General features: G+C 67.1%; 24 protein-coding genes and 2 tRNA genes. 10 read left to right on the top strand and 16 right to left on the bottom strand.

Annotated features, from left to right (window positions below; all coding sequences use genetic code 11):
* Positions 1 to 4: 4 nt before the first annotated feature.
* The gene (locus tag BN996_RS13410) at positions 5 to 814 is read left to right on the top strand and encodes a cytochrome c oxidase subunit 3 (RefSeq protein WP_089779729.1); all 810 of its coding nucleotides are present in this window, start codon (positions 5 to 7) and stop codon (positions 812 to 814) included.
* A gap of 38 nt (positions 815 to 852) precedes the next feature.
* Here BN996_RS13410 and BN996_RS13405 read toward each other — a convergent pair whose 3' ends face one another.
* Complete coding sequence (locus tag BN996_RS13405; RefSeq protein ID WP_089779727.1) at positions 853 to 1365, bottom strand: DUF7979 domain-containing protein; 513 nt, start codon at positions 1363 to 1365, stop codon at positions 853 to 855.
* On the bottom strand, positions 1362 to 3638 hold the full coding sequence (locus BN996_RS13400; RefSeq protein ID WP_089779725.1) for a DUF6789 family protein: 2277 nt from the start codon (positions 3636 to 3638) through the stop codon (positions 1362 to 1364). Before BN996_RS13400 ends, BN996_RS13405 begins: the two co-directional genes overlap by 4 nt.
* Before the next feature lie 187 nt (positions 3639 to 3825).
* On the opposite strand from BN996_RS13400, the gene coxB reads away from it, so the two are divergent.
* The gene (gene coxB / locus BN996_RS13395) at positions 3826 to 4596 is read left to right on the top strand and encodes a cytochrome c oxidase subunit II (RefSeq protein WP_089779723.1); all 771 of its coding nucleotides are present in this window, start codon (positions 3826 to 3828) and stop codon (positions 4594 to 4596) included.
* Positions 4597 to 4679: 83 nt separating this feature from the next.
* On the opposite strand, the gene BN996_RS13390 is transcribed toward coxB, so the two are convergent.
* The 5 genes from BN996_RS13390 to BN996_RS13370 all read right to left on the bottom strand — a co-directional run bounded on the left by BN996_RS13390 (position 4680) and on the right by BN996_RS13370 (position 9747).
* A complete protein-coding gene (locus BN996_RS13390; RefSeq protein ID WP_089779721.1) occupies positions 4680 to 4871 on the bottom strand; it encodes a hypothetical protein in 192 nt (63 codons plus the stop codon).
* 246 nt (positions 4872 to 5117) lie between these two features.
* Positions 5118 to 5190: transfer RNA gene (locus BN996_RS13385), tRNA-Pro, on the bottom strand.
* Positions 5191 to 5239: 49 nt separating this feature from the next.
* Positions 5240 to 7096 (bottom strand): SLC13 family permease, encoded by a 1857-nt coding sequence (locus BN996_RS13380; protein WP_089779719.1) that lies wholly within the window; start codon positions 7094 to 7096, stop codon positions 5240 to 5242.
* A 74-nt stretch (positions 7097 to 7170) separates the two neighbouring features.
* Positions 7171 to 9225, bottom strand: coding sequence for a DEAD/DEAH box helicase (locus BN996_RS13375; RefSeq protein WP_089779717.1), 2055 nt, complete (start codon positions 9223 to 9225; stop codon positions 7171 to 7173).
* 132 nt (positions 9226 to 9357) lie between these two features.
* Positions 9358 to 9747, bottom strand: coding sequence for a cupin domain-containing protein (locus BN996_RS13370; RefSeq protein WP_089779715.1), 390 nt, complete (start codon positions 9745 to 9747; stop codon positions 9358 to 9360).
* A gap of 86 nt (positions 9748 to 9833) precedes the next feature.
* Here BN996_RS13370 and BN996_RS13365 point away from each other — a divergent pair, with 86 nt between their 5' ends.
* Positions 9834 to 11006 (top strand): M50 family metallopeptidase, encoded by a 1173-nt coding sequence (locus BN996_RS13365; protein ID WP_089779713.1) that lies wholly within the window; start codon positions 9834 to 9836, stop codon positions 11004 to 11006.
* 7 nt (positions 11007 to 11013) lie between these two features.
* Here BN996_RS13365 and BN996_RS13360 read toward each other — a convergent pair whose 3' ends face one another.
* A complete protein-coding gene (locus BN996_RS13360; RefSeq protein WP_089779712.1) occupies positions 11014 to 11838 on the bottom strand; it encodes a competence/damage-inducible protein A in 825 nt (274 codons plus the stop codon).
* Between the two features lie 381 nt (positions 11839 to 12219).
* A tRNA-His gene (locus BN996_RS13355) sits at positions 12220 to 12292 on the bottom strand.
* 150 nt (positions 12293 to 12442) lie between these two features.
* On the opposite strand from BN996_RS13355, the gene BN996_RS13350 reads away from it, so the two are divergent.
* Entirely contained in the window at positions 12443 to 12904 is a 462-nt protein-coding gene (locus tag BN996_RS13350; RefSeq protein WP_089779710.1) for a DUF5814 domain-containing protein, read from the top strand.
* Between the two features lie 43 nt (positions 12905 to 12947).
* On the opposite strand, the gene BN996_RS13345 is transcribed toward BN996_RS13350, so the two are convergent.
* The 3 genes from BN996_RS13345 to BN996_RS13335 form a co-directional block, all read right to left on the bottom strand.
* A complete protein-coding gene (locus BN996_RS13345) occupies positions 12948 to 13361 on the bottom strand; it encodes a DUF8146 domain-containing protein (protein WP_089779708.1) in 414 nt (137 codons plus the stop codon).
* A gap of 192 nt (positions 13362 to 13553) precedes the next feature.
* Complete coding sequence (locus tag BN996_RS13340; protein ID WP_004969002.1) at positions 13554 to 14144, bottom strand: RPA family protein; 591 nt, start codon at positions 14142 to 14144, stop codon at positions 13554 to 13556.
* Positions 14145 to 15080, bottom strand: coding sequence for a replication factor A (locus BN996_RS13335; protein ID WP_089779706.1), 936 nt, complete (start codon positions 15078 to 15080; stop codon positions 14145 to 14147).
* Positions 15081 to 15250: 170 nt separating this feature from the next.
* Between BN996_RS13335 and BN996_RS13330 the strand changes: the two genes are divergently transcribed.
* From BN996_RS13330 to BN996_RS13320, 3 genes are all read left to right on the top strand, one after another.
* Positions 15251 to 15532, top strand: coding sequence for a DUF7091 family protein (locus tag BN996_RS13330; protein WP_089779704.1), 282 nt, complete (start codon positions 15251 to 15253; stop codon positions 15530 to 15532).
* A 78-nt stretch (positions 15533 to 15610) separates the two neighbouring features.
* Entirely contained in the window at positions 15611 to 16615 is a 1005-nt protein-coding gene (locus tag BN996_RS13325) for a mannose-1-phosphate guanylyltransferase (protein ID WP_089779702.1), read from the top strand.
* Between the two features lie 41 nt (positions 16616 to 16656).
* On the top strand, positions 16657 to 17304 hold the full coding sequence (locus BN996_RS13320) for a hypothetical protein (protein WP_089779701.1): 648 nt from the start codon (positions 16657 to 16659) through the stop codon (positions 17302 to 17304).
* 10 nt (positions 17305 to 17314) lie between these two features.
* Here the strand turns inward: BN996_RS13320 and BN996_RS13315 are convergent, their stop codons facing one another.
* From BN996_RS13315 to BN996_RS13305, 3 genes are all read right to left on the bottom strand, one after another.
* Positions 17315 to 18100: an SDR family oxidoreductase gene (locus tag BN996_RS13315; protein ID WP_089779699.1), complete on the bottom strand. Its 786-nt coding sequence runs from the start codon at positions 18098 to 18100 to the stop codon at positions 17315 to 17317.
* A 121-nt stretch (positions 18101 to 18221) separates the two neighbouring features.
* On the bottom strand, positions 18222 to 18716 hold the full coding sequence (locus BN996_RS13310; RefSeq protein ID WP_089779697.1) for a Tfx family DNA-binding protein: 495 nt from the start codon (positions 18714 to 18716) through the stop codon (positions 18222 to 18224).
* Between the two features lie 76 nt (positions 18717 to 18792).
* Positions 18793 to 19257, bottom strand: coding sequence for a TRAM domain-containing protein (locus tag BN996_RS13305; RefSeq protein ID WP_089779695.1), 465 nt, complete (start codon positions 19255 to 19257; stop codon positions 18793 to 18795).
* Positions 19258 to 19347: 90 nt separating this feature from the next.
* Here BN996_RS13305 and BN996_RS13300 point away from each other — a divergent pair, with 90 nt between their 5' ends.
* A complete protein-coding gene (locus BN996_RS13300) occupies positions 19348 to 20034 on the top strand; it encodes a hypothetical protein (RefSeq protein ID WP_089779693.1) in 687 nt (228 codons plus the stop codon).
* 135 nt (positions 20035 to 20169) lie between these two features.
* Here the strand turns inward: BN996_RS13300 and BN996_RS13295 are convergent, their stop codons facing one another.
* Positions 20170 to 21165 carry a radical SAM protein gene (locus BN996_RS13295; protein WP_049904989.1) on the bottom strand — a complete coding sequence of 332 codons (996 nt, stop codon included), beginning with the start codon at positions 21163 to 21165 and terminating at the stop codon, positions 20170 to 20172.
* Between the two features lie 107 nt (positions 21166 to 21272).
* Here BN996_RS13295 and BN996_RS13290 point away from each other — a divergent pair, with 107 nt between their 5' ends.
* Positions 21273 to 23153: a PAS domain S-box protein gene (locus BN996_RS13290; RefSeq protein WP_089779691.1), complete on the top strand. Its 1881-nt coding sequence runs from the start codon at positions 21273 to 21275 to the stop codon at positions 23151 to 23153.
* Between the two features lie 131 nt (positions 23154 to 23284).
* Positions 23285 to 24418, top strand: a complete 1134-nt coding sequence (locus tag BN996_RS13285; protein WP_089779689.1) for a DUF373 family protein — start codon at positions 23285 to 23287, stop codon at positions 24416 to 24418.
* The last annotated feature ends 13 nt before the right edge of the window (positions 24419 to 24431 follow it).

The following is a 24431-nucleotide window of genomic DNA, read 5'->3' as shown; positions in this document are numbered from 1 at the left end:
TCGCATGGGAACGAGTGATGCCGCGGTCGGGTCGGCGACCGGCGAACACGAACACACGAGTCGGTGGCCGCTGGTCACCGCCGGCGGTGCCGCCGGACTGTACGCCGGTGCCGGACTCTTTCTCGTGGGATCGGCGCTCGTGCCGACCGCGATTCCGCTCGTCCTCGTCGGCCTCGGCGTCCTCGGCTTTCTCGGCGGCATCGCCGGGTGGACCTACGAGGCGTTCATCGCCGACTGGGCCGATTCGACGGGCGACAGCGCATCGACGTACGTCAGCGGTATGGCGCTGTTTCTCGTCTCCGACGTGGCGACGTTCCTCGCGGGGTTCGTCTACTACGGCTTCATTCGCGTCGGCACGTGGCCCCCGACCGAACTCCCCTCCCTCCTCGGGTCGCTCGTCCTCGTGAACACGCTCCTGTTAGTCGTGAGCAGCGTCACGCTCCACTACGGCCACCACGCCCTCGAAGCCGGGAACCGCCGCGGCTTCCTCGGCGGGATGGCGGCGACCGTCGCCCTCGGCGTCGTCTTCCTCGGCGGGCAGGCGCTCGAATACTACGAGTTCGTCGCCGAAGAGGGCTTTACGCTCACGAGCGGCGCGTTCGCCAGCGCCTTTTTCGGCCTCACGGGCCTCCACGGCCTGCACGTCTCGCTCGGCGTCGTGCTCCTGTGTCTCGTCTTCGGACGCGCGCTCCGCGGACAGTTCACGGCCGAGCGGGACACGTCGATTCGGACGGTCGCCCTCTACTGGCACTTCGTGGACGCGGTGTGGATTCTCCTCGTCCTCGTCGTCTACGTCGGCGCGGAACTCGGGTGAGGAGAGGTGCGGAGACGGCGTCGCCTCCGCGTGCTCTCTCACTCCGCGCGCTCTTCGATCGACACCAGCGTTCGATACGCGGGCGGCGTCAGGATGCCGATGACGCCGAGGACGATTGCGAACACGCCCAGCGGTAGCTGGAGCGGTGCGGCAACGAAACAGGGGTTCTCGGCGACGACGGTGACGAAGTGGCGCTCGCCCTCGTAGGTGACGAAGCTCCCGTTGAGAAACTCGTCGTAGTGTCGGAACTCGCCGTCGACGCGCGCCTCCCCGACGGAGTCGTTGAGGGCGTCCCTGAACGCCTCCTGCTCGGCCTCAGAGAGGTCCTCGTAGGCGAACCGCGTCAGGTTCGGCCGCGGGTCCTCGCCGAATCGGGCCGTGGTCTCCTCGGGTGAATCGACCGCGATAGTGGGCGTTCCGCAGGTCGTGATGTCGTCTTGAATCACGTCGTACGTGGCGGGGACGGCCGCGGCGATACCGACGGCGACGAGTAACACGCCGAGGAAGGGCGCGACGTAGGTGAAAAACACCGAATCGCCGCGCCGGCTCATTCTCCACCTCCCAGCGCGGCCCGCTGTCTCGACCGCAGGTACTGGAAGGTGACGGTCAGTCCGAGGCCGTACGACCAGTGGGCGACGAGGCCGAACGCGAGGTAGCCGACGAGACCGAGTCCCTGCTGGCCGGTGTAGAACGCCACCACGAACCCGGTCCAGATGAGCGTCGAGAACACCAGTCCGCGCTCGAAGAGCAGCCGCCCGGGGAGGAACTCGCGGAAGGCGAGGAAGAGAAGCGGCCACGTGACCGTCCCGCCGACGAGAAAGAGGACGGAGCCGAGGGCCGGGGTCGCCGGGAGCCCGACGAGCTCCGCGATTTCACCGAACGAGGCCGGGTCGAGCACGCCGATGAGCACCGCCGTCCCGAGCCCGCCGGTCATGAGGAGCGTGCCGACGACGCCCCCGACAGCGGCCACCGAGGCCTTCCGCGACACGTCCTGGATGACTGAGCCGACGCCGCCGGCCAACCCGTCCGGTTCGGCGGAGGGGTCGAACGACCGCCGCACCGACGACGGCGCGGCCGGCGACAGTCCGTACCGCGTGACCATCCGGGACTCGAACCACTCCCACTCCTTCGTGAACTGCCCCGTCGACTTGAGGTCCCACGGGTCCGTCGTCTCGACCGGCGCGCCCCGCCAGTACGAGACCACGACGTTGTAGAGCCACAGCAGGACGCTCAGCCCGATGACGTACGCGCCGACGGTCGCGATCTGGTTCGCGAACTGGTACTCGTGGGGGTAAATCGCGTGGCGTCGCGGCAGTCCCAACCCGCCGATGATGAGGAGCGTCACGAAGGTCACGAGCGACCCGACGATCATGAGCACGGCCTGGAACTTCGCCAGCCGCGTGTCGTACCAGCGACCGGTCATGAGCGGATACCAGTAGTAGCTCGCGGCGACCATCATGAACGGGATGATGCCGACGACGATGAGGTGGAAGTGGCCGACCACGTAGTACGTGCCGTGGTAGAGGATGTCGACGGGGATGACCGCCAGAAACACGCCGGTGACGCCGCCGATGATGAACGTCGAGATGCTCCCGGCACAGAGCATGAAGGGGGCGCTCATCCGGATGTCGCCCTCCCACATCGTCGCCAGCCAGTTGAAGACCTTGATGGCGCTGGGGACGGCGATGGCGATGGAGACGGCCATGAACGACGCCTTGATGCGCGGGTCGACGCCCGTGACGAACATGTGGTGCGCCCAGACCCCGAACGAGAGGACGCCGAGGCCGAGCGTCGAGTAGACGATGAATCGGTACCCGAAGAGCTTCCGACCGACGAACTTCGGGAGAATCGTACTCATGAGTCCCGTCGCGGGAAGGAACAGGATGTAGACCTCCGGGTGGCCCCAGAACCAAAACAGGTGCTGCCAGAGGATCGCACCGCCGCCTTCGACGGCGAAAAACGTCGTCCCGAAGTTGCGGTCGAGGAGGAGCATGACGAGCGCGCTGCCGAGAAGCGGGAACGCGAACAGCGCCAGCCCGCTCGTCACGAGGATGTTCCACGAGAAGATGTCGAGGTTCGCCCACGTCACGTCGTCGGCGCGCTCGTGGACGATGGTCACGATGAAGTTGATGGCCCCGACGGTCGTCGAGACGCCGCTGAGGTGCAGGCCGAGAATCAACAGGTCGAGCTGCGGGTTCTGGCTCTGTACCGAAAGCGGCGCGTAGAGCGTCCACCCGACGCCGACCTCCCGGAGGCTGAGGAAGAACCGAATCGCCTCCTCCGGGAAGAACAGGCCGAGCAACTGCCCGCCGACCTGGACGAACAGCCCCATCCGGACGAGCAACAGCGCGGGCGGGAGGAGCCAAAAGCCGATGGCGTTGACCCGGGGGAACGCCATGTCGTCCGCGCCGACCAGAAGCGGGATGAAGTAGTTGGCGATGCCGAAGAACACGGGGAGGACGAAGAAGATGAGCATCGTCAACCCGTGGGTCGTAAACAGCGCGTTGTACGTCTCCGGCGTCCAGATGTCCGCGGGCGGGGTCAGAAGCTCCGTCCGGAGCATCATCGCGTCGATACCGCCCCAGACGCCCGCGAGCGTCCCGAAGAGGACGTAGAGGATGCCGATTTCTCGGTGGTCCGTCGTCGTCAAGATGCGGAACAGCTGTCTTTGGAACCGGCCGAGCTCCGCACTGATGCTCTCTTGGACGGTCGCGCCGCCGTCGCTCTCGACGGTCTTCTCGCGTCGGAGCCGAACCCACAACACCGCCACCGAGAACACGACGAGCGCGAGCGCGGTCACTTCGACGAGGGCTCTGTTCGTCATCGGGTCGACTCACCGCCCGTGACGTCGATGGAGGGACCCGGGATGATTGCCATTACGTGGCGTTTACTGTGTCCGGAAATAAAACTAGGTTGCACGACTCCCGTCGGTGCGACAAACCGAACTGTCGGGAAAAACCAACTGACGGCGGTGACTAACCTATTTGGCCCTCCGCGTGGTAGCCGACGTAATGAGTCGCCTCCGGTCGCTCGTCAAACTCGCACTCGTTGCGGTGGCTCTCGGTCTGGTCGCGACCCCCGTCGCCGCGCAGTCTCTCAACCGCGCGGCGATCGACGAACTCAACACGCAACTGCTCTACGTCGCCCTCCCGCTCACCCTGTTCGTCGAGTTGGTCCTCTTCTACGCCATCTACCGCTTCCGCGACAACGACGATCCGAAGCCCACCACCGACGACCCCGCACTGGAGATTACGTGGACCGTGGCGACGGCGGTCATCCTCGTCTTCGTCGGCATCTCCGGCTACTACGTCCTCACGAACCCCTATCTCACGCCCGCTGTCGCCGCCGAGTCGGGCGACGACGCCGCCGATATGGAGGTCGAAGTCGTCGCGTACCAGTGGGGATGGGAGTTCCGCTATCCCGAGGAGAACATCACCACGCAGAACCGCCTCGTCGTCCCCCAGGACAGGGACGTGCGTCTCGTGATGGAGTCCGAGGACGTCATCCACTCGATATACGTCCCCGACCTCGGCGTCAAACAGGACATCTTCCCCGGTCAAGAGCAGGTCGCTCGGACCCGCGCGACCGAGACCGGCGAGTACGACCTCTACTGCGCCGAACTCTGCGGGACGGGCCACAGCAGGATGAACGGACAGGTCGTCGTGATGACCCAGTCGGAGTACGACGCGTGGGTCGACGCGAAGACCTCCCCGAACGGCTCCGCGACGGCTGTATCGGCGACGAACAACTCGACGAACAACTCGACGGCGACGGCGTCGTGACGAACATCACCGCGGCACCCGCGTCGGCGACGAGCGACGCCGCGGTTCGCCCGCCCGTCGGGTAACGCTCTCGGACGAACCCGTTATCCCGTCCTGTCGAGCGCCTTGCGGTACGCTCGCGGACCCGCCACGGCGGCAGTTCCCAGCACCATGAGCATCGCGCCGGTTTCGAGCCGCTGGCTGGTGGCGGTACCGGGCGCAACGACGCCCGCGATGAGCAGTACTCCCACGACGAACATGAGTCCGCCGAGAACGTCGAGCGGTTGAATTGACACCGTAATCGAGAGGATTCCCGCTCGGCGCAAAAGTGTTCTCGCCGCCAACCACCCCGATTAGGACGACCAGCAGTAGGCAGAGTGCGACTTTCGCGCGGCAATTCGCGCCGAGTCGGCGCGACCACCTCGCCGGGGGCGCCGCTCAGTGGCCACCACCTCCGACGAGGCCGCGAGACTCACGCCCAGACACTCCTCTGTTGGGGTGAAAAGTAGCGGCAAAACGAGCCGCTTTGTTTATAAGCCCAATGGGACCGCCCGGATTTGAACCGGGGTCACGGGCACCCAAGGCCCGAAGTATACCAGGCTAACCCACGGTCCCGCACATACGACTCTCCCCGTCGCGGAGTAAAGGGTTTCGTTCCGCCCCGTCAGGTCAGGGGGAAGAAGTACGCGACGCCGACGGTCGTCACGACCCCGAGAAGCAACTGGAGCGGGCCGCCGACGCGGATGTAGTCCGTGAACTTGTAGCCGCCGGGACCGTAGACGAACAGGTTCGTCTGGTAGCCGACGGGAGTCATGAAGGCCGTCGAGGCCGCGAACATGACCGCGAGGACGAACGAGAACGGGTCGGCTCCGAGGGTCGTCGCGGCCTCGATGGCGACCGGAATCATGAGCACGACGCTCGCGTTGTTCGAGATGACGTTCGTCAGGAGCGCCGTCACGAAGTAGAACACTCCGAGGACCGCGATGAGGGGGAGGAACTCGCCGCTCATCACGACCAGTTCGGCGAGGAGTTCGGCGGCCCCGGAGTTCTCCATCGCGATGCCGAGCGGGATGACGCCCGCGAGGAGGAAGATGACGTCCCACTGGACGGCGTCGTACAGCTCCGTCGGGCGGAGACACTTCGTGGCGACCATGGCGAGCGCGCCGAGGAGCGCGGCGACGACGATGGGCAGGAAGTCGAGCGCGGCGAGCGCGACGACGCCGGCGACGATGCCGACGGCCACCGGAATCTTCGACTCGCGGTAGTCGTGACGCTCGATTTCCTGGGCGACGATGAAGTTGCGGTTGTTGTCGAGACGCTCGATGCTCTCGACGGTCGCCTGCACGAGCAGCGTGTCGCCGACGCGGAGGGGGAGTTTGTCCATCCGCCGGCGGATGAGTTCGCCGCCGCGGCGGAGCGCGAGCACGGTCGCGTCGTACCGCTGTCTGAAACTCGCCGAGGCGAGCGACTCGCCGACCAGCGCCGACCCCGGCGCGACGACGACTTCGACGAGGTTCTGGCCGCGGTCGGCGAGTTCGAGTTCGTCTTCGGTGACGGTCGCCGGCACGAGGTCGAGGCCCTCCACGTCGAGCAGTTCGACGAGCGTGTTGCGGTCGGTCCGGAGGGTGAACACGTCGCCCGGCTGAATCTCTTTCGGGCCGAGCGGTTCGAGGAAGACGCTCTCGCCGCGGATGAGCTGGAGGAGGTCGACGTCGAACTCGGTCTCGACGAGCGCCCGCTGGACCTGCTGCCCCACGAGCGGGGAGTCCTCGCGGACGACGACCTCGGTCAGGTAGTCGGCCATCTCGAACTCCTCGGTCAGGTCCCGCCGCGGCTCGATGCGCGCCGGGGTGAGTCGCCGACCGACGGTCATGAGGTAGACGACGCCGACGGCCATCACCACCGCGCCGAGCGCGGTGAACTCGAACATCGTGAACGGCGCTTCGCCCGTGATGCGCGAGTAGACGTCGCTGGCGAGGATGTTGGTCGAGGTTCCGATGAGCGTCAGCATGCCGCCGAACATCGACGCGTACGACAGCGGTAAGAGGAGCTTCGAGGGGGAGGTCCGCCCGCGGTCGGCGAGGTCCGTCACCATCGGGAGCAGGATGGCGACCGCGGCGGTGTTGTTGATAAAGCCGGAGATGGGACCGACGACGCCGACGGTCGCGCCGAGCTGTCGGAGTTCGCTGTCGCCGGTGAACGTCGATATCTTCGCGCCGAGAAGCTGGATGATGCCGGTTCGCTGGACGCCCTCGCTGAGGATGAACATCGCGAGGACGGTCAGCGTCGCCGTGTTGGCGAACCCCGAGAGGGCGTCGCCGGGGTAGGTCTCGAACAGGACGATTGGCGCGCCGAGCATCCCCGCCGAGGCGAGCGCCTCGGAGGCGGGCTGAATCAGCATCAGCGACACCATCACGCCGATGGCCGTCACGTCGACCGGAACGGGCTCGGTCGCGAAAAACGCCAACGCGACGAGGATGACGGCGAAGACGACGAGGATGTCCGGCGTTATCGCTACCACGCGGTCATCGATGCGTCGGCGGCCAAAAAGCGTGCGGGATTCGGACTGTCAGCCTCGGCCGAGGGCGTCCGAATTCACCGGCCTTCCTCGTCGAGTTCGAGGTCGGCGACGATTTCGTACGGCGACGACCCCTTTCGGATGCCGTCGAGGATGGCGAACGCCTCCCTCGGCGAGAGGAACTGCCGGGTCACGGCGAGGCCGAGCGGCGTCGGGTCCAGCCCGTCGATGAAGCCCCACTCCAAGAGCTTCCCCACCGCGTGCGTCGTCGGCAACTCGCCGAGCATCCGGTTGTTGAGCGCCTTCGCCTTCTTGCCGGCGACGACGATGTTCGCCAGCGTCTCCTCGACCGCCGAGGACTGGTCGTACACCGTCCTGACCTCCTCCATCTCGCCTTTGAGGAGCTTGAACGCGACCTCGTCTTCGGTCATCTCCATCGTGTTGTGATAGCTCGCGTCGGGTTCGACGAGCAGGTAGACGACGCCCTTGTCGTGGTAGTCGGGGCGGCCGGCGCGGCCGAGCATCTGGCTGAACTCCTGGACGGAGAGCCACTCGATGCCCATCGCCAGCGTGTCGAAGATGACCTGCGACGCCGGGAAGTCGACGCCGGCGGCGAGCGCGGCGGTCGTCACGACGGCCGCGAGGTCCTGATTGGCGAACTGCCGCTCCACGCGCTTTCGCTGGCCGTAGTCGAGGCCGGCGTGGTACGCCGCGGCGTTGTAGTCAATCTTCCGGGCGATTTCGTGACACCGCCGCCGCGAGTTGGTGAAGATGATGGTCTGGCCGCGGTAGCCCTTCGAGGACTTCGAGTCGAACGCCTGTCGCACCAGGCGGTTCTCGATGCGGGGCTTTTCCTGCCCGTCCGCGAAGGTGACGTGGCGCTCGATGGGGACGGGGCGGTCCTCGTACTCGACGAGGTTCGCCCGGAGGTTCTGTGCGAGCCACTTCGGGTTGCCGACGGTCGCGGAGAGGTAAATCCACTGCGCGCCGCCGTAGCCCTCGCTGCGCTTCGCGCGGGCCTCGCAGTAGTGTTTCAGGCGGGCGATCATCCCGTCGAGGCGGTGGCCGCGTTCCGCTTCTTTCAGGGTGTGGACCTCGTCGATGACGACCGTACCGATGTCGCCGAGGTCCTTCCCCGTCCGGAGCGCGTGGTCGATGCCCTCGTAGGTGCCGACGATGACGTCGGCGTTCGGGTCGAAGCGGTTGCCGTCGTCGTTGATTCGGCTCGCGCCGACCCGGATGGTCACCTTGCCGAGGTGGCCGTAGCGCTCCTTGAAGTCCTCGTGTTTCTGGTTGGCGAGCGCGACGAGCGGGACGAGAAACAGCATCTTGCCCTCGCCTTCCAGCATCCGGTCGATGCCGGCGAGTTCGCCGACGAGGGTCTTCCCGGTCGCCGTCGCGCTCACGACGAGTTGGTCGTCGCCGTCGAGCAGTCCGTTGTCGATAGCGAGGCTCTGGACGGGGAGCAGGGTGTCGAAGCGCTCGGTCAGCATCGACTTCAGGTTCGGGTGGAGGTCGAGCGTGCTCGTCTCGACCAACTCCACGTCCTCCGTCGTCGCGCTGATGGTGTCGAACTTCGTCAGGTCGGGGTCCAACTCGCCCTGCAGTAAGTTCGTGATGCGGGTCAGGTCGCCCGTCTCGTAGAGCAGTTCCTCCAGCCGCTCTTGGGCCGCCTGCGTGAGGCCGCCCGCGAAGGAGAGTTCGCCCTCCAACTCTTTGACGGCGCAGTCGCGGCAGATGTGCTCGTGTTCGGCCTTGATGGCCGTGTCGTCGGTGATGGGCGAGTAGCGGCCGTTGACGGCACAGCGCCGGCAAGTCCGGACCGTCAGCGCCTCCAACTGGTAGCCGTCGAGCATCTCTTTCAGCTCGTCGCGGCCGTCTTTCGGCGTCTGCTGCGAGATGCGGATACGGGCGGCCGACCGGGCGAGTTCGACGAACTGGCTCGGGTCGCGCGGCGAGTCCTCTCCCTTCCGCGTCACCAGAAAGCGCAGGGGGCGGGGCCCCGCGTTCGTCTCTTTGAGTTCGAGCTTGCCGCGGAGCACCCGCTTTCCGTCCCGGCGGGCGACGACGAGGTAGTCGTCTCCCGTCTGGTGGAGAAACAGCGTGTCGACGCGGGTGACCTGTTTAGACACGATGCCTGCTACGGCGACGTGGTATTTCAGGGATTCGCCTGCGACCGCTCGGGCTCGCCAGCGACCCGCACACGGCTTCGTACCGTGCCTCCTCGCCCCCGGCCCCCGAGGGCCACCGACGGCGCGCCGCGCTCAGGCGTCGGCGTCGTCGGCGAGTTCGATGGCGTCGTCGCCGTTGGGGACCGCACAGAGGAACGCCCCCTCCTCGTCGGACTCGTTTCGGTACCAGTGGACGACGCCGGCGGGAATCAGAAGCGAGTCGCCGGCTTCGACCTCGTACTCCTCGTCGCCGATGCCGACGACGTACCGGCCCGACAGGACGTACTGCTCGTGTTCGACCTCGTTGGTGTGTTTCGGCACCGACGCGCCCGAATCGAGGACGAACCGCCGGATGGCGAAGTTCGGCGCGCCGTCGGCCTCGGAGACGAGGACGCCCTTCGACATCCCGTCGGCCGCGCCGACCGCCTCGTACTCGATATCCGCGCTCCGTTTGACTACCGGCTCCGGTCGGGAATCGCTCATATCTCTCCGTGGATTGCCTGCCCGCGTAAGCATTTCCCCGTCTCCCCGCCCTGACTGCTTAAGGCCCCTCCGGGGTTACTACGGGTATGCGAGGAATCCGCATCGGTAGCGTCTTCGGCATCCCGATAAAGTTGGACCTCACGTTCCTCATCGTTCTCCCGCTTTTCGCGTGGCTCATCGGCTCGGACGTGACGAATCTCGCGCTCATCGTCAACGACCTCTTCGGCGCGAGCATCGACGGCGCGGCCATCTCCGCGGGGTCGATGCAGTGGGTGCTCGGGAGCGCGGCCGCCATCGGCCTGTTCGCCGGCGTTCTGCTCCACGAGTTCGGCCACTCGCTCGTCGCCATGCGCTACGGTTACGAAATCGAGTCCATCACGCTCTGGCTCTTCGGCGGCGTCGCCCGGTTCAAGGAGATTCCCGAGGACTGGAAACAGGAGTTCACCATCGCCGTCGCCGGCCCGCTCGTCTCGGTCGCCATCGGCGTCGTCTCCTACGCCGGCTTCCTGTTGCTCCCCGAGTCGCAGGCTCCCGCGCAGTTCGTCCTCGGCTACCTCGCGCTGGTGAACGTCTCGCTCGCCGTGTTCAACATGCTCCCCGGTTTCCCGATGGACGGCGGGCGCGTCCTCCGGGCGCTCCTCGCGCGGAACCGCCCGCACGCGAAAGCGACGCAGATGGCCGCCGAGGTCGGCAAGGTGTTCGCGTTCCTGCTCGGCCTGTTCGGCCTCTTTTTCAACCTGTTCCTCGTCGCGCTCGCCTTCTTCATCTACATGGGCGCGTCCGGCGAGGCTCAACAGACCGTCCTCAAGGCGACGTTTCAGGACGTGGTCGTCCGCGACATCATGACCGCCCGCGAGAACCTCGACGTGGTCGACGAGAGGACGTCGGTCGCCGAACTCCTCGAACGCATGTTCGTCGAGCGCCACACGGGCTACCCGGTCCTCAGAAACGGCGACCTCGTCGGCATGGTCACCCTCGACGACGCCCGCGGCGTCAAGGAGGTCGAACGCGACGCCTTCCGCGTGGACGACATCATGAGCGACGAACTGGCGACCATCACCCCCGACGCCGACGCGATGGACGCCATCGCCCTCATGCAGGAACGCGGCGTGGGCCGCCTCCCGGTCGTCGACGAGGCGGGCGAACTCGTCGGGCTCGTCTCTCGGTCGGACCTCGTCACCGCCTTCAACATCATCCGCAGTCGCGGGTCGCTCGACGCCATGCCGCGCTCCGACGCCGGACTCGCACAGCTCCGCTGAGCCCCTCTCACTCGCCGTCGGAGCCGCCCAGCCTCCCGTCGTCGCGGCCGATTCGACTTCGTTCTTCGCCGCCTGCCTCCTCCTCGCGCGCCGCCTCGACCGCCGCTTCGCTCTCGTAGAGGTCGACCGTCGCGTTCGACCGGAACCACGCCATCGCCTCGTCGAGGGCCGCCGGGTCGCCGCCGGTGAGTTTGATTCGCGTCGGCCCGCCGCTGTTGGGGTAGCTCCCGACGCCCACGCCGAACCGCTCGGCGACGACGCCGAGTTCGCGGGCGACGGCCCCCTCCGGCGCGTCGGCGTAGACCTCCCGCGACCGAACGTCGCCGGCGAACCGCTCGGCGATGGACTCGAACATCGGCTTCATCTCCGTGGGGATGCCCGGCAAGACGTAGACGTTCCCCGCCCGACAGCCGGGTGCGAGGCCCTCCTCGTTCGGGAGCACCTCGGCGTCGGCGGGCATCGACGCGTACCACTCCGGTTCGAGGTCGAAGTCGATGTCCGGCCGGCGTTCGAGAATCGCCGCGATGGTCGCTTCGACCTGCGTTTCGGCGTCGTCGTCGACGACGAACGCTCGGTCGAGGCCGGCGGCGACGGCCTCCATCGTGATGTCGTCCGGCGTCCCGCCGAGACCGCCGGTGACGAGGACCGCGTCGAAGGCGGCCGCCCAGTCGGCGACCGTCTCGGCGATGACCCCGTGGTCGTCGGGGACCGTCTGAATCCGCGCCACCGTCGCCCCGCCCTCGGTGAGCCGTCTGGCCAACCACGTCGCGTTCGTGTTCTCGATGTCCCCCGCCAGCAGTTCGTTGCCGACGGTGAGGATGGCGACCTGCATGGCGGGGTAGTTAGGCTCCCGAAGGAAAGACGTGCTCGTTTCCGGCGTTCTCTTCGGGTTGTCGGCGACGGCCGAAGTCCCGCCGCTTCGGAACGGTCGCTCTCGGTGTGAGTGCGGAAAAGTGAGAAGGGCCGGCGGCGACCGTGCGCAACCGAGTCGTCACCCGGTCGGTACCGTGGGACCGACGGGGTCTTCGTTGTCCTCCGGGTCGCCGCGGTTGAGTATCGCGTCGCGGATGCGGTCGAACACCGAGTTGTCCGCGCGGAGTTGGGTTCTCATCCCATCTGGTATGTTTGTCTATGACACACTTGGGTCTGGTGGGAGGTTCGAGGCGCTTCGCGCACGCGACGCGGTGCTCACCGGTCGAAATTTAGAGAAGAGGTCCAGGTGCGAGAATTGAACCCGCGTCTCAGCCTCCACAAGGCTGAAGGATAGTCCACTACCCCAACCCGGACACGTTGCAACCCTTCCTAATCCGCTACGACTAAAATACGTTACGCTACGGTCCCGGAATGACAGTACGTAACAGAGGTCGCGCCCATCGACCACTCCGCGTCGGCGAGCGGGACGCTTTTGCCGCGGTGGCTCGAAGTCGCGGGTAGCAGTGGCTATCACGGACAAGATCTATCTCAAAAACCACCGCCAGATCGTCTCGCAACTGGATACGAACATCCCCAAGCGCGTCTTCAGCGGTGCGACCCTCGAAATCCTCTACTCCGGCGAGGGGCTCGCCAAGGTGGACGACGCCACCCGCGACCGCCTGCTCGACTTCGCGCAGGACTTCCTCGACTGCGAGAACTCCGACGACATCTACACCGGCTACCCCGAGCGCCAGTTCATCGAGTACCTGCTCGAACTCCGCGCACAGGGTCTCGGCCCCGACGCCATCGTGGACGTGATGAGCGACGACTACATGGTGTACGCCTACCCCGGCGACGTGCTCTCGTTTCTCGACGACTCGGTCCGGACGCTCGAATCGGTCGAGGCGCTCGCGGACGTAGAAGGCAACAGGGAGATGCAGGACGACGCCCGGCGGGCGAAGCAGGACCTCGTCGGTCCTCGCTGAACCGAATCGGTACGAGCGGACGCCGAAGCGGACTGGAGAGCGCTTAGCCGAGGCGGAACGACGGCTCGTCGCCCGTGTCGAGGTCCTCCAGTTGGATGACCTCCTCGACGTCGTCGTGGTCGTTTTCGACCTGCTCGCGCAGGTAGTTCACGTAGCCTTTGTGTTCTTCGAGCTGTTCGCGGAGGTGTTCGGCCTCCAGTTCGAGGCGCTCGTGTTCGCGGATGAAGCTCTTGGGAACCTCCACGGTCGGCGGGAACGACTCCTCTTCGCCCTCGCGCATCTTTTCGAGTTCGTGTTTCGGGACGACCTGTACCTGACCGTCGTGGGCAACTAACGTGTCCACGTAGTCGCGGAAGACGGCGGACAGGGAGATGTCCCGCTCCTCGGCGATCTCCCGAAGGGTCTCGAACGCGTCTTCGTTGACGCGAAACGAGATGGTCTTGTTCTTGTTGCCCATGATATTCCTCGGTCCGTGGTGAGGCCACTTAATGGTTCGTCAGACGAGGGGTCTCGGCGTCGTGAGTCGTCGTAAAAAGGGGCGTGTGACGGTGGAAATCGGCCGTCGTTTCGGTGGCGGGTGTGTTCGGCGGCCGGTCTGACGGCCGGTTCGCATCCCGCCTATGCGCCGGCTCGCGGGCGAGTCGCTCGCTTACGCGCTCAGTTCGTCGGCCTGTTCGAGGCTTTCGAGCGCGGCGATGGCGGCGCGTTTGTACTCCTCGGGGTCGAGGTCGTAGTGCTCGCGGGCCATCCGCGCGTACTCGTCGCCCTCGTCGTCGAACGCCGCGATGCGGTCGAGCGTCTTGTCCGCGGTCTCGGTCACCCAGCGGTCGCGCGTGGCCGCGTCGACCTCGGTGATGGACTCGGGGCGGACGGAGACGTTGATACTGCCGTCGTCGGTCTCGTAGGTCCGCGGCTTGCCGACGACCGCGACGTAGGCGGGCGCGTCGAGGTCGCGCAGCGCGCTGGCGGCCTCGGGCTGGTACTGGCCGGCGTAGACGAAGAACGTCCCCGTCGGGTCGACGATGCGACCGCGCCAGTACTCGTTGTCCTCGCCGACGTCTTCCTTCTCGGTCAGCGTGCCGACGAGGAAGACGCGGTTGGCGCTCTCGCCCGTCGGGAGCAACAGGTAGACGGGCGCGCGCTCGTCGTCCGACTCTTTGAACGTGTAACCGGCGTCGTTGAACTCCTGTGCGAAGACGCGCCGGGCGACCTCTCGGGTGGGGATTTCGTTGGAACTCATTTACATCGACCTCGCTTTGATGAGCAGTTCTTCTGCGTCCGCCGGCTCGCGCAGCCGCTCGACTTCGTTGGCGAGCACGTACCGACCCAGCGTCGGGCCGGTGACGCGGTAGTAGAACCCCACGAGGTCACCGCGCATCTCCTCTTCGACGATGGTGGTGTCGAGGGCGTCCATGGCCATCTGCTTCGCCTCGTCCAGTTCGATACCGGTCAGCTCCTCGGTCATCTCCCTGTTGAAGATGACTTCGTGGACCTCGTCGCCGTCGTCGACGACGGCCTTGATGCGGAGGTCGAACTCGCCTTCGACGCTGCCGTGTTCGGAACAGCGCCCGTTCTGGAGGACGCGCGTACAGCCCTCCTCGGGACAGCGCTTGATGAGGCCGCTTCCGGACTGGATGTCCACGAGCGCGCCCTCGACGCTGGTCGAGTCGTCGCCGACTTCGATCTCCTCGTCGAGTTCGGTGATGCTCGTCGTCCGGTTGAGCTTCACGGAGAAGTTGCCCTGGTACTCGTCTGTGACGACGTTGCCGAGCGCGTACGACTTCCCCTCTTCGAGTTCGGGGAGTTCGGACGTGGTGAAGGCGATGAACTTCATCCGCCCGGAGTCGTCGCCGAGCAGGCCGACCTGCGCGACGGACTCGCTCCGGGGTTCCCAGAGTTCGACGACCTTCGCGCGCACGTCGACCCACTGCTCGTCTTGGTCGATGTCGTTGAGCAGGGTCTGTTCGTTCCCGCCGGAGCCGCCGGCGAGCTCGTCGCGCTCGATACCGGCCTCGTCGAGGTAACTGTTGACGACGCTCCGCCGCGCTTCGTCGACGGGGACGCGGTACTCGGTGACGAGGCTCTCTAAACGTTCTTCGACTTCGTCCGCGGACACGTCTAAATGGTCCGAGAACTGGTCGGCTATCTCAGCCGCGTGGGTTCGCAAATCAGTCATGGTCTACCTCGCCTCCACCTTGGTTTCCATTGGGAGGCATACTGAGCTTGGATGCGTACTCATATAAAAAGTTGCAAACCCCGCAGTGAAAGTGAACGTCACGCCCGAGCGCGCGGCGGAACCGTCGCACCGAGCGAGGAATTGATAGCCACGGGGACGCATTCGACACCATGGACGACCGCCTCGAAAGCATCATTCGAAGCGCCGCTCGAAACGCCGGCAAGCGCTACGAGGAGGTCAAACGCGCCTATCGGGACGGCCGCGACTCGTCGCCGGCGCACTCGCTCCCGCGGGACGGCGAGGGCCGCGCGAAACTCGTCTGTCGCCGCCACGCCGAGCGCCGCGCCGTCGCCGTCGACCGGAAGGGTCGCCCCGCCTGTTTCGACCCCGACCACCCCGACTGCCAGGGCTGCGTCGAGGACATCCGCGAGGGGATAGTCGAGACGTGGTAGGCGATGCTGTCGGCGACGCGGTCGGCGACGCCGCCGGCGACGTGGTACGGTTTTGGGGCTGTAGCGCCACCGGGACGTATGGACCGACCACTCGTCGCGCTCGTCCTCGCCGGCGGCACCGGCACCCGCCTGTACCCCGCGAGCCGGAGCGACCGGCCCAAGCAGTTCCTCCCGCTCGGCGGCGACCGCTCCCTCCTCGCCGAGACCGTCGCCCGCGCCGACTTCGCCGACCACGTCGTCGTCTCGACGCGCCCCGCGTTCGCCGACGACGTCCCCGACCACGCCCCCGACGCCGAGGTGGTGGTCGAACCCGCGGCCAAGGACACCGGCCCGGCGCTCGCCTACGCGACCCACCGAATCGCCGAGCTGTACGACGACCCGGTCGTCGTCGTCCTCCCGAGCGACCACCACGTCGGCGACGGCTTCGCCGAGGCGATGACCCGCGGCGCGCGCGTCGCCGCCGACACCGGCTCGCTCGTCGCCTTCGGCGTCGAACCCACCCGTCCGGACACCGGCTACGGCTACATCGAACCCGGCGCGGACCGCGGCGACTACCGCGACCTCGCCGCGTTCCACGAGAAACCGGACGCCGAGACGGCCGCCCGCTACGTCGACGAGGGCTACCTCTGGAACGCCGGGATGTTCGCGTGGACGCCCGAGGCGCTGTTTTCCGCCGCGCGCGACTCGCCGCTTTCCCCCCTCCTCGACGCGCTCGACGACGGCGACACGGACGCCGGCTTCGCGGCGGTCGAGGCCGTCAGCGTCGACTACGCGGTGATGGAGCGCGCCGCCGACGCGGCGGTCGTCCCGGTCGGCTTCGAGTGGGACGACCTCGGCTCGTGGGATGCCCTCGAACGCATCGTCGACGCCGACGGGGACGGCAACGTCGCGCTCGGCGACGACCCGGTGTTCGTCGACGCCGCGGACAACGTGGTCGCCACCGACGGCGCGAACGTCTCGCTCGTCGGCGTCTCCGACCTCGCGGTCGTCGCGTGGGACGACCGCGTGCTCGTCGTGCCGAAGGAACAAGCGCAGAGAGTCCGCGAGGTCGTCTCGCGGCTGAAGCGGAAAGAGATGTTCTGACCGAACCGTTCTTTTCCGCGTAGTTCAGCCGGATTGACAGTATGAGTGACCGTTACCTCCCGAACCGACGGCAGCGCGTCGAGCAGTTACTGACGCAGTACGAGTGCCTCCAGAGCGAAAAACAGGACCTCATCGACCAACAGGGTAGGCGGATTCAGGGCCTGATGGCCGCCATCGCCGCCGTCATCGGCTACGCGCTCTACGCCGGCCACCTCGTGTATCTCGGGATGGTCCCGATTCTCATCGGTCTCGTGTTCGTCGAGGTGATTCTCACTCACAACCAGATGCTCTTCGTGGCGAAGCACCTCGCGGTCATCGAGGCGGCGCTCGCGGGGTCGTCGGACTCCCCGTTCAGACACGAACGCGTCCGCGGCGGCGTCTTCGGCGACGAGCGTGGGAGGGGAGGGCGACTGTCGCTGGCCGACGTTCCGCACCTGTTTCAACTCGCGCTCGGCGTCGTGGCCTACGGCTGTTTCGCCGTGATTTCGACGCGCCCCGTGGCTTGGGAGCGTTACGGCGGCAACGTTCCGTCGGTCGCCGGCATCGACCTAAACGCCGGTCTCGTCGGTGCGGCGCTTCTCGCGTACTTTGCCGGCCTGCTCCTCGTGGGAATCTCGCACCTCGCGCTCAGGTCGCGGGTTCACGGGGACGTGGCGGCGTCGGTGTCCCCCTCAAAAATCGCGCCGTGACCGGCGGGGCTCAGGCGCTCCGCAGTCGCCCGCCGTCGACCGGAACGCACGCTCCGCTGACGAAACTCGCGCGGTCGCTGGCGAGGAACGCGACCACGTCGCCGAGTTCGCGCGGGTCGCCGACGCGGCCCAGCGGAATCCCGTCGGACCACGAGTTCAGTCCCTCCTCGTAGGTGTCGTGGTCGCCGCGCTCGACGGCCGCCTCCACCAGTTCCTCGATGCGGCTCGTCTCGTGCGCGCCCGGCAGCACCGCGTTCACCCGCACGCCCGGCGCGAGTTCGCGCGACAGCGACTTCACGAGGCCGATGACGCCGCGGCGGACCGCGTTCGAGAGGATGAGGTCGTCGATGACCTCCCTGACCGACGTGGAGGTGATGCAGGTAATCGTGCCCGCGTCGCTCGCTTCGAGGTGCGGTCGCGCCGCCCGCACGGTCCAGACGGCGCTCATGACGAGCATGTCGAACGCGCCGTACCACTCCTGTTCGGTCAGGTCGGCGAACCCGCCCGGCGGCACGCCGCCGGCCGAGGTGACGACGTGGTCGACGCCGCCGAACTCCTCGACGGCCGCCTCGACCAGCGCCTCGACGTCGTGCTTGCTCGTGATGTCCGTCTCGACGCCGAGCACGTCGCCGTCGAGGTCGCCCAGTTCCGATTCGGTCGCCGCGAGGCGCTCTGAGTCGCGCCCGCAGACGACGACGTTCGCTCCTTCGTCGGCCAGCGCTTCGGCGCTCGCGCGCCCGAGGCCGGCCGAACTCGCCGTGACGACGACCGTGTCGCCGTCGAGTCCGAGTTCCATGCGAGAGGCGACGGCCGCCGCGAGCAAAAGCGTGGGCCTCGCGGCACGACGTGTGGTGAACCGAGCCGCTGGGCTCGGAGACGCGACAGGCGGGACGGACGCCGCGCTCCTCGGGCGCGGCTCAGACGCCGTCGGCGTGCCGGCGGACCCGGACGCGCCCGTCGCTCGTGACGCCGACGAAGAGCTGTTCTTTGATTTCTCGTCCCTCCACCGCGTCGCCGGCGGCGTCAGAGACGATTTTCATCAGGTCCGGCGCGGTCTGGTTCACCTTCACGCCCGCCTCGTCGCAGGCGTCGTACACCTGCTTGGGCACGTCGTAGAGGTCGCTCCCGGCGGGGACCTCGACGCGGACAGGCGCGGTGAGCGCGTCGACGAACGTCACCGTCTCGCGGGCCTTCTCGACGTTGGCGCGGGCGCTGGCCTCGATGCTGGAGACGTTCGCACGCGAGGTGCCGAGGAAGTCGGCGATGGTCGACTGTCGGACCCCCCGCTCGCGCAGCGCGAGCACCTCCGCCTGCCTCCGGGTGAGCACGCTCGTTTCCGGGTCGAATCCCGCCCTGTCGAGGAGTTGGTCTACGTCGGGGACCGTCTCGTCGTCGCGTCCGGCGTCGCTCATACCTCGGGGTAGGTCTCGGGGGTGAAAAAAGATACAGCAGGCTGACTGTCCACGGGACGCCGCCGACGACTCGGCGTTACTCGCCCCAGAAGTTGTCTCGGCTCCCGAGCGCCTCGGGGCGCTTCGGGCCGTCGCGACCGCTCCCCGTCGATTCGGCGTCGGCGTCCGCGGTTTCACCCGATTCGATATCCTCGGCGTCGGGGTCCATCGGCAGGCGCTCGACGATCTTCTTCGCGCGGGCATGGCTCCCTTTCACCTGGTCGATTCGGACGACGGCGCGCGCGTCAGGCAGGAGCCCGTCGACGAAGACGATGAAACCGTCTTCGGTCCGACCGACGCCGGCACCGCTCTCGTGGATGTCCTCGACGGTGACGATGACCTCCTCGCCCGGCTTGACCGGCTGTTGTTTGAGCTCGGAGATGGGCCGTTCGTAGTGGTCGCACCACTCCGCCCCGCCCCGGTCGCTGTAGTACTGACACCCCATGCCCGCGATTCGTTCTGAGAAGCTCGGGCAGTCGTCCGCGAGTGGACAGTCGGACATGCGGGGAGGTACACTAGGGGCACTCTAAACGCTTGCGGGTAGCCCGCCGGCCGCCGAAACGCTTTCCGTCGCGCGCTCGAACTCCGCGGTATGGCAGAACGCGTCCCCGAGTTCGCGCTCCTCATCGGCGTCTTCCTCGGCCTCTCTGCGACCGTCTCCGCGGCGGTCCTCTCGGGGGCGCTGTTTCGCCCGCTTCTCTTCGGCGCCGTCGTCTGTTACCCCTTCGCCGCCTTCGGCGTCCTCCGGTCGGACGACCCCTCGGAGGCGTTGCCACCCCGAGTCGTCCTCGGCCTCGGCGCGGCCATCGGACTCCTGACCGCGGCGACCGCCGTCCTCGAACGCGCGACGGTCGAACCGCTCGACGGGCTTTTCGCCGCCGTCGTGGTGTCGCTTCCCCCCGTCGCCTACGCGGTCCGCTTCGGCGCGGGCGTGAACCCGCTTTCACCGGTCGCGTCGCTCGCCTGCTGTGCGGTCGTCGGCGCGGCGTTCCTCGCGCTCGCCCCGCGCCTCGGGACGACGAGCGCGCTTCTCGGATTCGTCCTCGGGCTCTCGGGGGCGCTCTACGCCGACGCCCGCGGCTTTCGACCGACCCATCGCCAACAGCGCGCCGGCGTCGCCGCGGGCGTGTTCGTCGGCGTCGCGGTCGCGGGCATCGGCGTCGCAATGCGTCTCCCCCTCGGGCCGACGACTGCCGCGGCCGTGGTCGCGGCGCTCACGCCGAGTCTGTTCGTCGCGCTCGCGAGAACCCGGACACCGAACCGCCGCTATCGGTCGTGACGGTCGCGCAAAACCCCGAACGAAAAACGCCGGTACTCAGGCTAACGGCGTCCGCTCGACCACGGTTCCATCCCACCTTTTTCCGGAGTTCGCATTCGCTCACTCCGCAAAAATCTGGACCAAAAACGCCGGTACTCAGGCTAACGGCGTCCGCTCGACCACGGTACCGTCGTAGGTCGGGTACTGCTCGACGATTTCGCCGTCGTCGACGTCGCCGTCTTCGATCATCTCTTCGAGGAGCCACCACGCGACCTCGACGTGGTTCGACTTGATGCTGTAGAACTCGTCGGGGACGCCGAGTTCGATGAAGCGCTCGGCGGGGGTGTAGGTCTTCCCGTAGACGAGCGTGCCGTCGTCGGTCACCTCGTCGAAGGGCCGGCGGAGGTTGCGAGCCATGCGCTTCAGGCGGTTTCTGTGCTGGGCGGCGTCCTTGAACACGGAGGTACAGAAGTAGACGCGCTCGTGGTCGCCCATCTCGTCGAGGATGGCCTCCTTCGAGCCGTCGACCGCCGACATGTGGCCGTCCTGCAGTTCGTAGCCCTTCTCCTGCATCCGGCGGTAGTTGCCGTCGGACATCTCGAACTCGTTGATGTTGCAGAACTCGGCGGCCCCCTCGTCGAGGAAGTCGAGGAACTCCCGCTCCGCGCGGATGCCCGGAATCTCGAACGCCGGGGTGAGGCCCTCCTCGCGGGCGATGTAGAGGATGTCCTCCCACTCGGTGCCGTGCATGTCACCCCAGAGTTCGAGCGGCGGGTGGAAGCGAATCTCGTCGAGGCCGGCCTCGGCGAGGCGGCGCATGTTCTCGCGCCCGCCCGTGATACCCGTATAGAGGTGGATGTGGTGGTCCTCGCCGAACTCGTCTTTGAGAAGCGAGATGTAACGGCAGGTCTTGTCGAGCGCCTCCTGCGGCTCGCCGCCGGTGATGGACGACCCGAGCGCGTCCATGCGTTTCGCCTCCTCGATGACGTCCGCGTCGGACTCGACTTTCCGCTCGTTGGCGTACACGTCGGTGACGTTCTTGCGATTCTCGCCGAGCGGGCAGTAGAAACAATCGCGCTGGTCGCAGTACCCGTAGACGAACAGCACCATCTTCCCGCCCATGGCGCACTGCTCGCATCCCTTCGAGATCATTCGATTACGGAACTGTACTTGGCGCATCGCCAAAAGGCGTCCGACTTCGTCCGGAGCTCCTCCCGCTCGCCGGTACGGTTATTGTTGTATGTGTCTGACAGTACGCCATGTCTCTCGGTCCCGTCACCCGCGCTGAGGGTCCGGTTCGGGTCCTCATCGTCGACGACACCGAGGCCGTCGCGGACACGGTAGCGGCGCTCGACGACTGCGACAACCTCGACGTCGCGGCGGTCGCCGACCCGACGGCGGCGCTTGAGGCGCACGCCGAATCGCCGTTCGACTGTATCGTCACCGAGTTCGAGTTCGACGGCACCGCCGGCCTCGACACCCTGCTCAGCGTCCGCGAGTCGCCGAACCCGCCGCCGGTGATTCTGTTCACCCGACTCGACTCCGAGGACGTGGTCAGCGAAGCGTTCGCCGCCGGCGTCACCGACGTGGTGGACAAGCGGTCGACCGACGCCCAGTTCGCGGTCCTCGCGCACCGCATCTCGAAGGCGAGCGTCGCGGCCCGCCAGTCGACCGAACTCGACGAACTGCACGAGTGGGTCCGGGTCATCGCCGACCAGTCGCTCGTCGGCTTGTACGTGATTCGAGACGGTCGAGTCGAGTTCGTCAACGAGTACCTCTCGAACCTGCTCGGCTACGACACAGACGAGGTGGTCGACCGACCTATCACCGACTTCATCGTCGAGGAAGACCGCGCCATCGTCGACGAGAGCCTGAGGGACCGGTCGCACGGGAGCGTCGAATCGATGTCGTACACCGTCCGCATCCGCGACAACGCCGGCGACCTGACCACGCTGGAAATCACCGGCCAGCGGACGACGGTCGACGGCGAGCCGGTCGTCGTCGGGACCGCGATGGACGTCACGGCCCGACTGGAGTCCGAACGGCTCCTCAGGCGCTCCGAGCGCCTCACCAGACAGATCATCTCGTCGCTCCCGGATATGGTGTTCATCTCGGAGCCGACCGAGTTCGACGTCATCTACATCAACGACCAGTTCGAAGACGCCTGGGGACGAGACGTGTCGCTGCTCTACGAGGACCCGTTTTCGTTCCTCGACCTCATCCACGTCGACGACCGCGACCAACTGAGACGGGCCATCGACGAGATGTTCGCCGACATCCGAGACGGTGTCGCCGACGAGCAGTACGAGTTCGAGTTCAGATTCCTCCCCGAGGGAAGCGACACCATCCGCTGGGCGAACGCCCGCGCGGTCCCGCTCCTCGACGAGCACGGCGACGTGACGAACATCATCGGCGTGGTCTCCGACCTCACGGAACGCATCAGTCACGAGCGCGAACTCGCCCAGCAGAACGCCCGGCTCGACGCCTTCGCCCGCGTCCTCTCGCACGACATCCGCGGGCCGCTGGCGGTCGCACAGGGCCGGCTCGAACTCGCCCGCGAACTCGACGACGACTCCCACCTCGACCACGTCGAGCGCGCTCACCGCCGCATCGCCGACGTGGTCGAAGACGTGCTCTCTCTCGCCCGCGACGAGCGTTCCGTCTTCGACGCGTCGGAGATCTCGCTGGCCGATTCCGCGGCCACCGGCTGGGAGATGTGCTCGTCGAACGTCGACCACGTCCGCTGTGAAATCGGCGAGCTCCCGGTGGTCGAAGCCGACGAGAGCCGGGCGACGCGCCTCTTCGAGAACCTGTTTCGGAACGCGCTCCAACACGCTCGGGGCGGTCGCACCGACGCGACCGGCGACGACTCGGACCTCGTGATTCGCGTCGGCGCGCTCCCGTCGCACCGCGGCTTCTTCGTCGAGGACAACGGCCCCGGCATCCCGCCGTCGATCCGCGACCGCGTCTTCGACTCGGGCTTTTCGACCAAAGACGGCGACGGAACCGGACTCGGGCTCGGTATCGTCCGGCAGATCGCCGACTCCCACGGCTGGGCGATCCGGGCCGTCGACGGCGCGACCGGTGCGCGCTTCGAGGTGCTTTTCGACCCCGTCGGCGAGGCCGGCGAGATGGCGTGACTGGCCGCGGCCCGCGAGGGGGTCGCGACAGCGTCGCGGCGGTCGCCCGCTCGCTCCGCGAGACCGACGGACCGCGCCACCGCGACCGCGCCCCCGAAAGCAGATATATCCCCGTGGCATAGGAGTCAACGATGCTCTTGGTCCTCTGTGTCGACCTCGACGACGACCTCGGCCGCAAGACGGGGCTGTCGACGCCCGTCGTCGGTCGACAGCGCGTCGAGGAGGCCGCGGTGGCGCTGGCCACCGCGGACCCGGAGGACTCCGACGTGAACGTCCTCTTTCAGGGCATTCAGGTCCACGACGAACTGCTCGAATCGGAGGACGAGGAAGTCGAGGTCGCGGCGGTCACCGGGTTAGAAGGCAGCGACGTGAAGGCGAACCGCGCCATCGGCGACGAGATAGACACCGTTCTCGCGAGCCTCTCGACCGGCGAGCCGGTCCACGCCATCGTCATCACCGACGGCGCACAGGACGAGTCCGTCCTCCCGGTCATCCGCTCGCGCGTCCCCATCGACGGGGTCCGTCGGGTCGTCGTCAGGCAGGCCCAGAACCTCGAATCGATGTACTACACGATGAAGCAGGTGCTCGCCGACCCCGAGACCCGCGGGACCATCCTCGTCCCGCTCGGCATCCTGCTTCTCATCTACCCCTTCGTCACCATCGCCAGTTTCTTCGACGTGCCCGGCGCGGTCGTCCTCGGCCTCATCTCGGCGCTCCTCGGCCTGTACACGCTGTTCCGCGGCCTCGGCCTCGAATCGGCGGTCGACGAGGCGGCAAACCGCGCGCGGAACGTCCTCTACGCCGGCCGCGTCACCATCATCACCTACGTCGCGGCCGCGGCGCTCCTCGTCGTCGGCGGCGTCCGCGGGGTGGAACTCCTCGAAACCGTCTCCGAGAGCGTCGCGGGCGACCCCGCTCCGGGGCTCATCCTCGCCACGCTCGTCCACGGCGCGGTCGAGTGGTTCGCCGCCGCCGGCATCACGAGCAGTCTCGGACAGGTCACAGACGAGTACCTCCACGACCGATTCAAGTGGCGCTACCTCAACGCGCCGTTCTACGTGTTCGCCATCGCCATCGTACTGTACGCGCTGTCCGGTTTCTTCCTCCCCGAGGGGGTCGCCGGGGTCCGGAAGTTCTACCTCCCAGGCCTCGCCGTCGCGCTCACGGTCGGCACGCTCCTCGGCGTGCTGAGCACGCTCACGTTCGCGGTGGCCGAGTCCCGGTACCCGACCGGTTCCGACGGCGAAAGCGAGCAACCGGCGTAAGCAGTCGCGGGCG

The sequence above is a fragment of the Haloferax massiliensis genome (assembly GCF_001368915.1).
GTDB classification, from domain to species: domain Archaea; phylum Halobacteriota; class Halobacteria; order Halobacteriales; family Haloferacaceae; genus Haloferax; species Haloferax massiliensis.
Note: the sequence above shows the minus strand (reverse complement) of the source record. Positions and strands in the feature narration are given on the sequence as shown.

Coding starts and splice junctions, on each gene's coding strand:
- BN996_RS13410 (WP_089779729.1), top strand. CDS start 5: ATGGGAACGAGTGATGCCGCGGTCGGGTCGGCGACCGGCGAACACGAA.
- BN996_RS13405 (WP_089779727.1), bottom strand. CDS start 1,365: ATGAGCCGGCGCGGCGATTCGGTGTTTTTCACCTACGTCGCGCCCTTC.
- BN996_RS13400 (WP_089779725.1), bottom strand. CDS start 3,638: ATGACGAACAGAGCCCTCGTCGAAGTGACCGCGCTCGCGCTCGTCGTG.
- coxB (WP_089779723.1), top strand. CDS start 3,826: ATGAGTCGCCTCCGGTCGCTCGTCAAACTCGCACTCGTTGCGGTGGCT.
- BN996_RS13370 (WP_089779715.1), bottom strand. CDS start 9,747: ATGAGCGATTCCCGACCGGAGCCGGTAGTCAAACGGAGCGCGGATATC.
- BN996_RS13365 (WP_089779713.1), top strand. CDS start 9,834: ATGCGAGGAATCCGCATCGGTAGCGTCTTCGGCATCCCGATAAAGTTG.
- BN996_RS13360 (WP_089779712.1), bottom strand. CDS start 11,838: ATGCAGGTCGCCATCCTCACCGTCGGCAACGAACTGCTGGCGGGGGAC.
- BN996_RS13345 (WP_089779708.1), bottom strand. CDS start 13,361: ATGGGCAACAAGAACAAGACCATCTCGTTTCGCGTCAACGAAGACGCG.
- BN996_RS13340 (WP_004969002.1), bottom strand. CDS start 14,144: ATGAGTTCCAACGAAATCCCCACCCGAGAGGTCGCCCGGCGCGTCTTC.
- BN996_RS13335 (WP_089779706.1), bottom strand. CDS start 15,080: ATGACTGATTTGCGAACCCACGCGGCTGAGATAGCCGACCAGTTCTCG.
- BN996_RS13330 (WP_089779704.1), top strand. CDS start 15,251: ATGGACGACCGCCTCGAAAGCATCATTCGAAGCGCCGCTCGAAACGCC.
- BN996_RS13325 (WP_089779702.1), top strand. CDS start 15,611: ATGGACCGACCACTCGTCGCGCTCGTCCTCGCCGGCGGCACCGGCACC.
- BN996_RS13320 (WP_089779701.1), top strand. CDS start 16,657: ATGAGTGACCGTTACCTCCCGAACCGACGGCAGCGCGTCGAGCAGTTA.
- BN996_RS13315 (WP_089779699.1), bottom strand. CDS start 18,100: ATGGAACTCGGACTCGACGGCGACACGGTCGTCGTCACGGCGAGTTCG.
- BN996_RS13310 (WP_089779697.1), bottom strand. CDS start 18,716: ATGAGCGACGCCGGACGCGACGACGAGACGGTCCCCGACGTAGACCAA.
- BN996_RS13305 (WP_089779695.1), bottom strand. CDS start 19,257: ATGTCCGACTGTCCACTCGCGGACGACTGCCCGAGCTTCTCAGAACGA.
- BN996_RS13300 (WP_089779693.1), top strand. CDS start 19,348: ATGGCAGAACGCGTCCCCGAGTTCGCGCTCCTCATCGGCGTCTTCCTC.
- BN996_RS13295 (WP_049904989.1), bottom strand. CDS start 21,165: ATGATCTCGAAGGGATGCGAGCAGTGCGCCATGGGCGGGAAGATGGTG.
- BN996_RS13290 (WP_089779691.1), top strand. CDS start 21,273: ATGTCTCTCGGTCCCGTCACCCGCGCTGAGGGTCCGGTTCGGGTCCTC.
- BN996_RS13285 (WP_089779689.1), top strand. CDS start 23,285: ATGCTCTTGGTCCTCTGTGTCGACCTCGACGACGACCTCGGCCGCAAG.